Source organism: Zobellia laminariae (genome assembly GCF_030553095.1).
Taxonomy (GTDB): domain Bacteria; phylum Bacteroidota; class Bacteroidia; order Flavobacteriales; family Flavobacteriaceae; genus Zobellia; species Zobellia laminariae.
In genome coordinates this window covers 1,243,832-1,258,611 of record NZ_CP130738.1, presented here as the reverse complement: position 1 = coordinate 1,258,611, position 14,780 = coordinate 1,243,832, and the positions used below count along the sequence as shown (strand labels likewise).

Below are 14,780 nucleotides of genomic sequence, written 5' to 3'. Positions count from 1 at the left end.
TGGTTTAGCGCTTGATTACTACGTATCCTTTAGTTTTCTTAAGAATGGTTTCTCCTTCAATTTCAATATGGAAGAAGTAGGTGCCTGATGGTAATTGGCCAGCTCCCATTTTGGTTTTAAGGTTGGCATCACCTCTAAAAACTTCTGAACCATTATTATAGTTTTCTATTTTAAAGACGGCATCACCCCAGCGGTTATAGATGGTTACCATGTTTTTAGGATAATAATCTATATTTTCTATATGCCAATATTCATTGATGCCATCACCATCCGGAGAGAAGCCATATTTGGTATCATCTTCTGGTATAAGTGTAGTAAATGTTTGTTCTTCACATGTTACAGCATCTCCCTTACTATTGTATGCGGTAACGTTTACATAAATTTCCGTTCCAAACGGAAACTCTCCATTATGCATATAACTGGTTAATGGACCAACATCCTGATTGTTAACAATGTCAGTTCCTCCAGAAGTTGTTCCAATAGAAATGCGATAACCGTCTGTTTTCTCTACTTCGTTCCAAGTAATAGTACTTTCTAAGGCAACCTCGCTTTCTCCGTTAAAAGGACTTGTAATTGAAGTACATTCTGGAATAATTACCTCGGTCTCAAAACTATCTGAAGTACATCCAAGAGCATCACCAGAAGTGTTGTATGGTACTATGGTTACAAATAGTAGTGTTTCAGAAGGAAGGTCATTACCAAAAGTATAGCTGGTTAGCGATGCAACATCTTCATTATTTACAATATCAGTTCCGTTGGCTGAAGTACCGACAGAAATTCGGTAACCATCAGCATCAAGACTTTCATTCCATGAAACATCCGATATAATGGAAACTTCGGTGGCATTGTTTAATGGAGACGACAAGTTGGTACAAGGAGGTATGGGTCTTATGGTGAAACTTTCGGAAGTACATCCCAGTGCATCGCCAACCTCATTGTATGGGGTAATGGTTACTGTAACAACTTCACCTTGGTTAAAATCATTTTGAAAAATATGGGTAGTTCCAGTTACGATTAAATCAGTTTGGTTGTTAGATGTTGTACTTCCCGCATTTATTGTCAACTTATAGCCATCTGCATCTGTAATTTCATTCCATTTTAACTCACTGACTTCCGCAATAATATCATTATTAGCAGGGGAGGTCAAATTGGTGCATAAGGGAACCGATTTAATTGTAAAACTCTCTGAAGAACATCCAAGGGCATCGCCCACTTCGTTGTAAGGAGTAACAGTTACGGTAACTGTTTCAGATTGTTCAAAGTCATTTGTAAAGTCATAAGATGTACCAGATGTTATATTGAAGGCGGTTAAATTATTGGCTGTACTATTGCTTCCAGTTACCGTTAATTTATAGCCAGTAGCATCAGCAATTGGAGTCCATTCAATATTAGTATCTACTGCTACATCAATAGCATTTGCCGTGGGGGAAACTAAATTGGTGCATAAAGGCACTGGTTTAATGGTAAAGCTTTCTGAAGAACATCCAATAGCATCACCAACTTCATTGTAAGAAACTAGTGTTACGGTAACTGTTTCTCCTTGTTCAAAATTGGAAGGAAAATCGTAGCTATTACCTGTAGATAATACTAAATCGGTTACATTGTTAGCGGTACTGCTCCTAGCGGAAACAGTTAATTTGTATCCGTTGGCTTCGGCAATTGGAGTCCATTCAATATTTGTGTCTACAGCTACATCAATGCTGCCATCAATAGGTAAAGTTAAGTTAGTACACGAGGGTACGGGTTTGATTGTAAAGCTTTCCGACGAACATCCAATGGCATCACCCACTTCGTTGTAAGGTGTAATGGTTACGGTAACCGTTTCACCTTGTTCAAAATCATTGGTAAAAGAATGCGTTATGCCAGAAGTAACGTCAAAATCCGTTAAGTTATTTACAGTACTACTGCTAGCCGTAACCGTCAACTTGTATCCTGTTGCCTCTGGAATAGAGTTCCATGTAATATCAGTATCAACGGCAATGTCAACAGCAGTATTTATTGGAGAGCTTAGTGTTGTACATGACGGAACAGGCTTAATTGTAAAGCTTTCTGAAGTACATCCAACAGCACTGCCTTGATCATTGTAAGGAACGATTGTAACAGAGACGGTCTCACCTTGTTCAAAGTCGTTAGTAAAATTATAAGTAGTTCCTGATGTAACATTAAAATCTGTTATGTTGTTAGCTGTACTACTGCTAGCTAAAACCGTGATTTTATAACCTTCTGCATCTGTACTTGCATTCCATTCTATAGCTGTATTCACAGGAATATCAGTAGCTCCGTTTGCAGGAGTGATAAGTGATGTACATGGCGGTGGAGTAATTGTGAAACTTTCTGAAGTACACCCTAAAGCATCACCAACTTCATTGAAAGGAACTAGAGTTATTGTAACTACTTCACCATGTTTGAAGTCATTAGGGAAATTATATGTTGTTCCCGAGGTGATACTATAATCAGTTAAATTATTAGCTGTACTGCTGTTAGCGGAAACAGTTAATTTGTACCCAGTGGCATCAGAAACTGTAGCCCATTCAATATTAGAATTCGCTGCTACATCAATGCTGCCATCAATAGGTAAAGTTAAATTAGTACACGAGGGTACGGGTTTGATTGTAAAGCTTTCCGACGAACACCCAATAGCATCACCCACTTCGTTGTAAGGTGTAATGTTTACGGTAACCGTTTCACCTTGTTCAAAATCATTGGTAAAAGAATGCGTTATGCCAGAAGTAACGTCAAAATCCGTTAAGTTATTTGCAGTACTACTGCTAGCCGTAACTGTCAACTTGTATCCTGTTGCTTCTGGAATAGAGTTCCACGTAATATCAGTATCAACGGCAATGTCAACAGCAGTATTTATTGGAGAGCTTAGTGTTGTACAAGCGGGTACGGGAGGTGGAATTATAGTAAAGCTTTCCGAAGTACATGGTCCGGTTGCATCACCAACTGAATTATAAGGTACAATGGTTATAGTAACAGTTTCACCTCTTTCAAAGTCATTGGAAAAAGTGTGAGTTGTACCAGAAGTAACGTCAAAGTCTGTTAAGTTATTTGCTGTGCTACTACTTGCCGTAACGGTCAACTTATAACCATCTGTATTGCTACTAGCGCTCCACTCAATATTTGTATCAACTGCAATATTCGTAGCTCCGTTTGCAGGAGTCATTAAGGTAGTACATGATGGTGGTCCGTCAGTAGTGAAACTCACCTCGGTACAAGGACCTATGGCATTCCCATTATCATTATACGGAATGACTGTTACATAAATAAGAGTGCTTTCGGGAAGGTCTGCTAATAAATCATAAGTAGTTACATTATTTACATCTGCGGTAAAAATATCTGTGCCTCCAGAAGTAGTCCCTACGTTTAACATATATCCGGTAGCCGAACTAACTTCAGCCCATGTTAGATTAGTGGCAGGTGATACTTCTGTTGCCAAATCTGCCGGTGTTGTTAGTACAGTACAACTTGGAGGACTTGTAGAGTCTCCTGTGGTAAACGTTTCTTCAATACAGCCTGTAGCATCACCTTCATCGTTATAAGGAACAATAGTAACGTAGTGTAATCTACTTTCTTGTAAATCTCCTGGAATAACATAATTTGTAACACCTACTACATCCGCATTATTTACTACTTCAATTCCCCCAGACGATGTGCCTACAATAACTAAATAACCGGCAGCATTTGCTACTGGTGTCCAACTTAATTGGGTGTCAATAGGAACATCATTTGCGCCATTTAGCGGTGCTGTTAAGCTGGTGCAAGTTGGTGGTACAGGAATTAGCTCTGTATGGAAAAATTCTTCGGTACATGCGTTTGCATCACCTTCGTCATTGTATGGGGTAATGGTTACAAATATATCGCTGTCTTCTGGGAGGTTTGTTGCAAATTCATAAGTGGTTTTGTTACCAACATCTTCAGCGTTAAGTATATCATTTGCCCCTGTGGATGTACCAACTGTTAATTTGTAACCGTCTGCGTTTGAAATAGGGTTCCAGCTTAAGTCACTAGTTACCAATACATCAGTTGCGGGAAGCGTAGGTTGTGTAAGGTTAGTACATTCTGGTATAGTAGCAGGGTTGTTAGATATGGTGAAACTTTCTTCGGTACAAGGTCCTACTGCATCTCCTTCATCATTAAAAGGAATTATAGTTACGTAGACAACGTCTCCTGTATTAAAATCTGATGCAAATTCGTACGATGTTTCATTGGTTATAGTTACATTATTTACAACATCAGTACCGCCAGCTGTAGTGGCAACAGTTAAACGATAACCTTGCGCAAAAAGAGCGGGTTCCCATGTGATGTTGGTATTTACTGGTACGTCTACATCTCCATTTAATGGTGATGCTAGTAGTGTGCAGTCTGGAATTGGGCAATCGCGAACATCTAAACTAAACGTCCACCCAAAATTGTCTATCATGGCTTGTCTTTCTTCTTGCGCATCGCAATAAGGAAGACCTTCTGCGCCAAGTGTTATGCCACTTGTCAAGGTTTGTTCTGACCAAGCAATTAATGTGTTATCATAGTTTTTTCTAATTAGTGCGGTGTTATCCAGCATGTCTCGCATATCGGTAACTCCACTTACATTCCATTCGGCTAAATTTTGATTTAGTGCTGTAGCATTATAGAAAGCAGAACGCATAGTTACATTACCTAAATTCCATAAATCCATTGGTTGGTTATATGCTGAAGCTCCATAGAACATATAGTCCATATTGCTAACACCAGAAAGACGCCATTTATTTAAACTTTGATTAAAAGTCGTTGCATCACGAAACATCTCTTCCATGGTGGTAACATCTCTTACATTCCATGCTTCAATAATTCCATTGAAAGTAGTGGCTCCATTAAACATATCTTCCATAGTAGTTACAGAGGCAACATTCCATGAATTCATAGTTTGGTCATAGGCAACTGCATTTTCGAACATAGATTCCATCGTTTGCACATAAGAAACATCCCAAGAATCAATGTTTTGATTAAAAGCAGTAGCGCCGCTAAACATTTCTTCCATAGTTAAGACTTCGCCAGTATTCCAATTCTGAATGGGTTGATCAAATACAGATGCATCTTCAAACATAGATTTCATATTGGTTACAGAGCCAACATTCCAATTGCCAATAATATCATTAAATGCCGCTGCGCCTTTGAACATTAAAGGCATTAAGGTTACCGATGAAACATCCCAAGAATTTAATGGTTGATTAAATAATAAAGCACTTTCAAACATAGAAGTCATGTCGGCCACTGCACTAACATTCCATTGATCTAAGGGTTGGTTAAAAGCTTCCGCTGATTCAAACATGGATTGCATGCTTACCACTGAGTTTACATTCCAGTTTTGCAAAGGTTGATTAAATACTTGAGCATCGTTAAACATAGAATGCATGCTGGTTACACGAGAAACATTCCAGTTGGCAATGGGTTGGTTGAACAAAAAAGAATTTTTGAACATAGATGCCATATTTGTTACTGAACTGACATCCCATCCATTTAGTGGTTGATTGAAATTTTCTGCACTTTCAAACATACTTATCATGGTTGTAACAGAAGATACGTCCCAAATATTAATAGCTTGATTGAATGCTGTTGAACGTGAGAACATAGAATTCATATTCGTGACTTTTGCGACATCCCAGTTATCAAGCGGACTATCAAAAGCAGTGGCTAGGCTGAACATATAACTCATATCGGTGACATTACTAACATTCCAATCATTTAAGTTTTGATCGAAAGAAGTAGTACCGTTAAACATATACCTCATGTCAGTAACGTTACTAACATTCCAGTTATTCAAGGGTTGATTAAAAAATTCGGTTCTTCTAAACATTAACCCCATGTTGGTAACCTTACTTACATCCCAGTTATTTAGTGGTTGATTAAAATCCATGTACCGTACAAAACCATCAAACATTCTGTACATATTTGTTACGTTGCTAACATCCCAAGAATTTAAAGGTTGGTTGAAAAGTTCGGCTCTTTCAAACATTGCTGACATATTAGTCACATTACTAACATCCCAATTATCTATATTGCCGTTAAACAATGAGGCCTCCGCGAAAGCTTCGGACATATCTGTTACTTGTGAGAGGTTTGGAACGTCTGTAGCATTGTAAATCATGTTTTCACAACCGCTACAGGCCTTTTTCATAGATTGGTACACATGAGTACCCCACTGATCAATGGAAATTACTTCGTCATCATCTCCACTCGAGAAGTAGGGAGCAGGAAAATCGCCAATAATCGCTATAGTATAAATTCCATGAGTGTTGTAAATGTGGGTAATATCATTTGTAACATTATTATTGTATTCACTATCACCCCAATCAATTGAAAAGTTATAAGAAAATGAAGTATTTCTTTGTATTTTGAAATTGTATTGATCAAGACCGGAAGCTGATCCAAGTCTAGTATCAATTGTAATCTTGTAGGCATCGAGGCTATTTACCCATGATGGAACCGTTGTAAAAGTAAATTCTTCGCAACCAACTGCAGGTCCTTCTGCATTGTAAGGGGTAATTGTGATGAAAACAATATCACCATAAGAAATTCATTGGTAAAAGTTAAAATTTGCACGTTACCAACATCGTAATTATCTGCAGGTGAACCATTAATATTCACATAACTTCTTACTCCAGCTCTTTCTACTTCAAGGTCAATATAATAACCCGTGGCGTTCGGTGCTGCGGCCCAATGAATGTTTGAATTCGCGGGTACGTTAGTATCTCCTGCTGTAGGGTTTGTTATCGTTGTGCAAAATACATTACTACAGTTTACAATATCACCAGTAATATTCCAGCCATGATTGTCAATAAGATCTTGGCGCACCAATCGACTATCGCAATATTTTACACCGGTAGCACCTAAGCTTACATTGTCTTTAAAAGTTTGTGTTGCCCAACCAATTAGCGTTGCATCATAATTCTCTTGTGAAAGCGCGGAATTAGATAGCATTGTACTCATATTGGTTACTGAAGAAATATCCCAAGTAGATAAATCTTGATCAAAAACTCCAGCACTAGCGAACATACCGCTCATGTTGGTAACAGAGGAGGTATCCCAATTATCTAAAGGCTGGTTAAATAATGGAGCTTTACCAAAAATTCTAGATAAATTCGTAACTGAATTTGTAGACCAATTATTAAGAGGTTGATTAAAAGCAGTAGCGTTATAGAACATCTCATTCATGTTGGTAACACTAGATACATCCCAACCTTCAATACTTTGGTTAAAACTAGAATTTGCAAACATGCTGTCCATATTGAGGACAGCGCTTACATCCCATTGGTCTAAGGGTTGGTTGAAAACAGTAATGTATGACGTTGTCCACCCTCCGAACATATTACTCATGTTTGTTACCTTGCTAACATCCCAGCCATTTATGTTTTGGTTAAATGCATCAGTGGTATAAAACATTTCTGACATATTGGTAACCTTACTAACATTCCAACCATTTAATGGTTGATTAAATGCGTCTGTCCAACGAAAAGTTCTGCTCATGTCTGTAACATTAGACACATCCCACATGTTTATGTCTTGGTTAAAGTTGTTATTACTTGCAAAAGTGCTTGCTAGTGTTGTAACCTTACTAACGTTCCAATTGTTTAAGGGGAGATTGAAGTCACAACTACCAAATGTTGAAGACATATCTGTAACGTTGTCCACTACCCAATTATTTATAGGGTAATTAAAGTCTGTTGCATAGAACATGCCTGCTATAGTAGTAACCTTACTAACATCCCAATTACTCATAGGCTGATTAAAATCTCTGGCGTAGTAAAATAGATTGGACATATCCGTTACTTGAGACACATTCCAATTGTTGATATTCTGATTGAATTTTTCAGCGTTTTTAAACATGTTAGACATTGTAGTCACAGCGCCTGTATTCCAACTATCTAAGGGCTCATTGAATAGTTCTGCTTTGTAAAAAGAAAATGACATGTCTGTTACCGAGTTAGTTGTCCAATTAGCTAATGGCCTATTAAATATTTCGGCTTCATAGAAAATGCCTGATATATCAGTAATGGTGCTGGTGTCCCAATTATTTACTATACCATTAAATGAGGTACAGCCTCTGAACATTTGCTTTAGAGAGGTAATCTGAGAAAGGTCAGGTGAATCTATAGCATCAAAATTTAAGTTTTCACAACCATAGAAAGCATTTTCCATGGTTTGCCATTGTATAGTGCCCCAATTTAAAATTTCAATAATTTTTAGTCTATCTCCTGTATCATTAAAATAGATTGATGGAAAGTCACCACTTATAGAAATTGTATAAGGTCCTGTGTTGCGTATGAATGAGTAATGTCACCAGTAACTCCAGTATCGGTATTGCTATCTCCCCAATCTACCGAATAATTATAGCTGGTGTAAGCTGGGTTAGTAGGTATGGTAACTTCATTAATGGCAGAAGAACCGGTACTAATATTGTTTGTATTCCAAATAGAAGTAAACGATTGGGAGAAAACGCCCGTGCTAACTAGTAATAATACTAGCAGAGATAGTAGGTTCTTGGTCATTTTAGGATGGTTTTTGTATCTAGACCACAAAGAGGTCCAAATACGTAGTTTGGTGACTAGGGCATTTAGTGACTTGGAGAATTACTCCTCGTTTAGTATAATATCAGCTAGTATATCTTCCATTTCGTTTTCGGTGAGCCCAGCAGTAATTTTTGAGCTATAAATAAAACGAATGATGTCTTTTTCTACGGGAAGAAAATCATTGTCTGCACTAATTTGTGAGCAGAGAAAGCTAAATTCATCTTCGCATTTGTCTGAATGACCAAAACCAAGGGCATGCCCTAATTCATGCTTTAACAATACTTCTAAGGGATTCGAAATCCAAATACGTGTAGAAACTAAAACTGAGTTTTCGGAAGGAGTCATTGCAAAACCGTCGTAGTTTCCATCTTTTATTTCTTCATACATATCCGGCCAAATAGTTTCTACTTCTTCCTTCGTTCCAAAAAATAGATTGGCATTTGCTTCTTCTGAATTTTCAACTAGAGAAATACTAAAGGCGCTATCTGTAAATAAGGAGTTGTACTGCGTTATTACACTTTCAACGGTAGTTTTATATTCTTGTGAAATTGTTCCGTTGAGGTACATTTTCATGGGGCTTCCCCATTTTTGGTTGGCGCTCAATGGTGTGTTACTAACACCTTTCCAGAAAGTTAGGTGTTGGGCGTAGGTAATTATTTCTTTTTGTTCTTCGGATAGAATAGTGGTCTCATCAACGTCGTTTATCGTAAGATTAAAATTCTGGTCAACAATTGTTTTTCCATCAAAAGCAGATACGGTAAATGTATAGGAATTTGTGGTTTCAAAATCGAGTTTGAGATTTGTTCCTGTTTTAATTTCACCTGTAGATTCGTTAATGAAAATATCCGCATCGGATTCTAAGGTGTAGGTTATCTCATCATTATCATCATCAGTAGCGCTTACAAAACCAATGGAACTATCTGATGGGGAATGCTCATTAATTGAGTAGGTACCTGTTTTGAAAACCGGAGATTTATTTGAGCTTTCTTCAGAGGGGTTCTCTGTTTTTTCTACTGTAGAAGTGGTTTCTTCTGCCGTTTCGTCAAATGATTCAGCTGTAACATTTTCAAGGTCCGTACTACAGGAAATTACCCATAAGGACAATAGGGGGATGAAAATTCTTTTCATAGGTTTGGTTGGTTGAAATCGATTTGGTCATATCAACTAGGTTGTTAAAAGTATAGGATAGGCATATGGTCGAGAAATTTTTGTTGTGAACACCATGATTTGTATGGCGAGTATGTTAAAATTGAGAGTTTGGAAATTTCTGTCAGACAGAATAGCTGCTATATTGTTGATTTTTAGAAAATTAAATAGTTTCCGTACGAGTTTGGAAAGCAGCGTGTATTCTCCCGAATTTATCGGGAAAAAGAGAAAGATATAATGTGAAGTGAAATTTTTAAGCTTGCAGAATTCTATTAATTATTCTTCTCTTCAAACAACAACCAAGATTCAGGATCTAGAATAACATTGTCCGGTTCGTAGTCCAATTTTATGGTAATGTTCTTTCTAGCGGTTGCCATATCCATTTTATAGATGACTATTTCCCCGTCTTTTAGCACCCCAATTTCTATGGGAAAATTAAAAACATGGTGTTTTTGAAGTTGCTCAAGATTAATTTGCAAATTTTTCTTGGCGTAACTCCAGGTCCATTTAATTTGAGGATGTCCTTTGGTAAAAAGCCATTGCTGAAAGAACGCTTCAAGGTCTTCACCGGAAGCCTCCTGCATTATTTTTTGAAAGTCGGCTGACATTGCATTGGAATTCCGATAAGCTTTGTAATAGGCCTGTATGCCTTTCCAAAAAGTGTCATCACCTATTTTATGGCGAAGCATATTTAATGTCCAACCTCCTTTTTGATACGTGTTGATGCTCAAGACCTTTAGCGGGTCAGTAATGGAAGGGTCTACAATGGGTGAGGGGTTTTGCAAGTAGTAGTCAATTATCTGCTTGCGGTCAAGTTCTAATTCTTCCTTTCGCTTGTCATTACCATAAACACTTTCTTGATAGAGTATTGCAAAGTAGGTGGCAAAACCTTCACTGAGCCAAACATGGTTCCAATCGTTCTCACTGGCGGAATTTCCGAACCATTGGTGTGCGATTTCGTGTGCAATAAGACCTTCAACTTCATTTTTACCAGTTACAGAATTTTCAAAGTAAGAAATAGTTCCTGCATTTTCCAGGCCTCCCCATTGGGTCTTGGCTTGCATGTTGGCCAATTTGGCGTACGAATATGGACCAATGTTATCGATAAAATATTTTAAGACCTTGGTTGCTACACCATAATCTGAAAAACCATCTAATCGGTTTTCAGGGTATACCCATGCACTTACGGGAATGTCATAAACTTCGTCCAACAAAGTGCTGGCAAACTTGGTTACACCAATAGTAACCACTTTCATAGCTACGGGGGCAGGTTCTTTGTAGGTGGTGAGTTTTAAATCATTTCCTAGATTGCTTTCTTCAATTTTTTCACCAGTAGCTACTACATCGTAATGGTCGGGAGCAGTAATTCTGAATTCAATTGTAGCCTTGTCCGAAGGGTGGTCTACCGATGGAAGCCAATGGCGTGCTAGGTTAGGCCAGTTGTCACCAAAGAACGAGCGTTGGCCAAATTTAGTGGTGTCAATGACAAGGCCTCTTTCGGGAATACCTTCATAAAGGACTTTATAGGTTCTTGTTTTTTCTTCGGATAAAGTTGGAGTGATTTTAATCTTATTCTGCTCAAAGGAGTACTTAGCAAGCTTATCGCCTTCAAAGACATTAGTAACTTGCATGCCGTAGTTACCTGATTTAGCAATAAGGTCCAACGCAAACGGATTAACTTTATTTTTAAAGACTACGGTAATTTCAGCCTCTCCTTTTATGCTATTGGATTCGTCATTTAAAGTAAGCCCGAAAACATAACCCTGCACGTCAGCAGATGTATTTCTTTGGTAGGTGTCTTGGGCATTTGCCTTTTGCCCAATTTGCACTAATAAAATCAAAAAAATAAAATACTGGTTGTGAGCTCTTGTTTTCATATACCGTTTCCTTCTATGCTAGCTAATTTAAGAGATTTTGTCCATCTTCCCTTTAATCTCCTTCAAACAAAGATTCCCTAAGCTACCTTCGTGTGTGTGGTGGATATCTCGTTTTGGCGTAAAAGTGCCTTCTTGAATTTCTTGTCCCATTTTTTTATAGGCATCTCTAAAAGGCATGCCGCTTTGAACAAGCTCGTTCAATGTATCTACACTAAACAGATAGTCATATTTTGGGTCTTCTAATATACCTTTGTTCACCTTCATTTCCTTAAGGCTGAAGGTCAGAATCTCAATACAGGCTTTCATATCCTGAATAGCTGGAACAATTATTTCTTTCACCAATTGTAAATCTCGGTGGTAACCACTTGGTAGGTTATTGATAACCAAAGTCAACTGATTGGGAATACTTTGTAGCTTGTTACATTTGCCACGTACTAATTCAAAAACATCGGGGTTTTTCTTATGTGGCATAATACTACTACCGGTGGTCAACTCATCCGGAAAAGATAGGAAGTTGAAATTCTGACTCATGTACAAACAGATGTCCATAGCCAATTTAGATAGGGTAGCGGCAATATTTGCCATACCAAATGCAGTAGCTTTTTCTACTTTTCCACGACCCATTTGAGCAGCGACTACGTTGTATTTTAAAGTCTCAAAACCCATTTCTTTAGTAGTGAAACTACGGTCTATAGGAAAGGAGCTTCCGTAACCTGCGGCACTACCAAGCGGATTTTGGTCTGCTACTTTATACGCAGCATCAATAAAATACAAATCATCAATAAGGCTTTCTGCATAGGCGGATAACCACAGCCCAAAAGAAGATGGCATTGCAATTTGTAAGTGGGTATATCCGGGAAGCAAAACGTCTTTGTGTTTTTCGGCAAGTTCTAATAACAAATCGAACAGTTCCTTGGTACCGGATTTTATTTCTGAAAGTTCGTTTTTCAAATATAGGTGCATGGCCACCAAAACTTGATCGTTTCTAGACCGTGCAGTGTGTATTTTTTTACCAGTGTCGCCAAGTTTTTCAGTGAGTACATATTCTATTTTTGAGTGCATGTCCTCAAAAGAATCTTCAATTACAAACTCGCCTTTTTCAATGGTTTCGGCAATAGCATCCAATTCTTTGACCAAAGCGTTAGTTTCTTCTGTGGTCAATAATCCTATTTTACCTAACATCTTAGCATGTGCCTGCGATGCGATAACGTCATATTTGGCCAAATGTAAATCTAGTTCGCGGTCGTTTCCAACAGTAAAATGGTCTATTTTTTTATCGGTGCTAAAGCCTTTGTCCCAAAGTTTCATAGTGTTCTATATTGGTTGGTATCTACTTGTAAATAGGTGTCGATACCGTTATTCGTTTTATTTTTTAATAAAGCCGTCTAATATTTTAATATACAAATCAATACCGTCTTCAATTTCTTTTACGTAGATATATTCATCTGCAGAATGCGAACGAGTACTATCACCAGGTCCCAATTTTAAAGATTGACAACTTAATGCAGCTTGGTCTGAAAGAGTAGGGGAGCCATAAGTTTTTCTACCTAAAGCAATGCCTGATTTTATAAGTGGATGGTCTTTAGAAATAGCCGAAGAATTTAAACGTAACGACCGTTCTTTTAATTCACACGGAGCTTCTTTCTTCAGTAGTTCAGCTATTTCTGCATTGGTGTATTTGTCATTTACACGTACATCTATGACCAATTCTACTTTTGCTGGAACTACGTTATGCTGTGTTCCTGCATTTATTTGGGTAACGGTCATTTTTACTTCACCTAAAGCTTCGGAAACTTTATCGAACTTATAATTTTTGAACCATTCCAAAACCTCAATAGTATTATAAATGGAATTGTCATCGTTAGGGTGTGCAGCATGAGAGGGCGTACCTTTTATGACTGCATCAAAAACAATGAGTCCTTTTTCTGCAATGGCTAAATCTAGTAATGTTGGCTCACCAACAATAGCCACATCAATTTTAGGAAGTATTTCTAACAGCCCTCTTAAACTATTTGGGCCGGCAGTTTCCTCTTCCATAGAGGCCACCATTAAAATATTATGATTAAGGTTTTCTTCGGCATAAAAGTGCGTAAAGGTCGCTATTAATGATACCAATGGACCACCTGCATCATTACTGCCTAAACCGTATAATTTTCCATCTTCAATATGCGGATTGAAAGGGTCTCTAGTGTAGGCAGAGTTTGGTTTTACCGTATCGTGATGGGAATTTAAAAGTAACGTAGGCTTGCTTTCGTCAAAATGTTTGCTCACCGCATAAACATTGTTTATGTGGCGCTTGAAAGGAATGTTAAAAGACTTGAACCAGTTTTCAATGGCGTCTGCAGTTTTATCTTCCTCAGATGAAAACGATTGAATCGAAATCAGTTCTTTTAATAAATCTATCGCTTTTTGCGTTAATGCTGCTTGTTCCATTTTTATAAGGTAAGAGTCGTGAATAAAGTAGATTTAGGGTCTAACATACTAATATCTCCAATACGCACCTGATGTACGTTTTTTTGTAAAGCGTGAAAGCAATTTTCCATTTTTGGAAGCATACCATCAGCTATAATTTTCTGTTCCAATAAGTCTTGGTATGATCCGCTATCAATATGTTTTACTACTGAATCATCGTCATTCACATTTAAAAGAACACCTTTTCTTTCAAAACAATAGTAAAGAATAGTTTCATAGTTTCCGCTCATGCCTATAGCAAGTTCAGAAGCAATGGTATCTGCATTGGTGTTTAACAATTGACCTTTACCATCATGTGTCATAGCACAGAAAACAGGAGTAAGACCTGCTTCTAAAAGCTTTGTAATGGTCTTTGTGCTCACGCCATCAACATCGCCCGCGTAGCCATAATCAATGTCTTTTACAGGTCTTTTATGAGCTTGAATGGTATCGCCATCCGCACCGCTTAATCCAATGGCATTACAGTCGTGCGATTGCAATTCTGCTACAATATTTTTATTTACCAGTCCGGCATAAACCATGGTAATCAGACCCAAACTTTCTTCGTCAGTAATTCTGCGGCCATCAATAAGTTTTGATTTAATACCTAATCTGGCACCTAATTTTGTGGCTAATTTTCCTCCACCGTGGACCAATATTTTGGGCCCTTTCAATTCGGAAAATGCTTTTAGGAACTTAGAAAGTTCTTCTTTATTCTCGATGACGTTTCCGCCTATTTTTATGATGGATAATTTCATGC

Annotated in this window: 8 protein-coding genes; all 8 read right to left on the bottom strand. The window is 37.8% G+C overall.

Translation table 11 applies throughout. The annotated features are described in order from the left end of the window. Window positions 1-4: 4 nt before the first annotated feature. The 8 genes from Q5W13_RS06080 to argB all read right to left on the bottom strand — a co-directional run bounded on the left by Q5W13_RS06080 (window position 5) and on the right by argB (window position 14,778). The gene (locus Q5W13_RS06080) at window positions 5-6,154 is read right to left on the bottom strand and encodes a BspA family leucine-rich repeat surface protein (RefSeq protein ID WP_304445711.1); all 6,150 of its coding nucleotides are present in this window, start codon (window positions 6,152-6,154) and stop codon (window positions 5-7) included. A gap of 293 nt (window positions 6,155-6,447) precedes the next feature. Then, on the bottom strand, window positions 6,448-8,175 hold the full coding sequence (locus Q5W13_RS06075; protein WP_304445710.1) for a BspA family leucine-rich repeat surface protein: 1,728 nt from the start codon (window positions 8,173-8,175) through the stop codon (window positions 6,448-6,450). 92 nt (window positions 8,176-8,267) lie between these two features. Further along, window positions 8,268-8,525, bottom strand: a complete 258-nt coding sequence (locus Q5W13_RS06070; protein WP_304445709.1) for a hypothetical protein — start codon at window positions 8,523-8,525, stop codon at window positions 8,268-8,270. A gap of 81 nt (window positions 8,526-8,606) precedes the next feature. Next, window positions 8,607-9,674, bottom strand: coding sequence for a cadherin domain-containing protein (locus Q5W13_RS06065; RefSeq protein ID WP_304445708.1), 1,068 nt, complete (start codon window positions 9,672-9,674; stop codon window positions 8,607-8,609). Between the two features lie 290 nt (window positions 9,675-9,964). Further along, window positions 9,965-11,569, bottom strand: coding sequence for a M1 family metallopeptidase (locus tag Q5W13_RS06060; protein ID WP_304445707.1), 1,605 nt, complete (start codon window positions 11,567-11,569; stop codon window positions 9,965-9,967). Window positions 11,570-11,596: 27 nt separating this feature from the next. Beyond that, on the bottom strand, window positions 11,597-12,877 hold the full coding sequence (argH, locus tag Q5W13_RS06055; protein ID WP_304445706.1) for an argininosuccinate lyase: 1,281 nt from the start codon (window positions 12,875-12,877) through the stop codon (window positions 11,597-11,599). A gap of 57 nt (window positions 12,878-12,934) precedes the next feature. Beyond that, window positions 12,935-14,002, bottom strand: coding sequence for a M20 family metallo-hydrolase (locus Q5W13_RS06050; protein WP_304445705.1), 1,068 nt, complete (start codon window positions 14,000-14,002; stop codon window positions 12,935-12,937). Between the two features lie 2 nt (window positions 14,003-14,004). Beyond that, entirely contained in the window at window positions 14,005-14,778 is a 774-nt protein-coding gene (gene argB, locus Q5W13_RS06045; RefSeq protein WP_304445704.1) for an acetylglutamate kinase, read from the bottom strand. Window positions 14,779-14,780 lie beyond the last annotated feature (2 nt).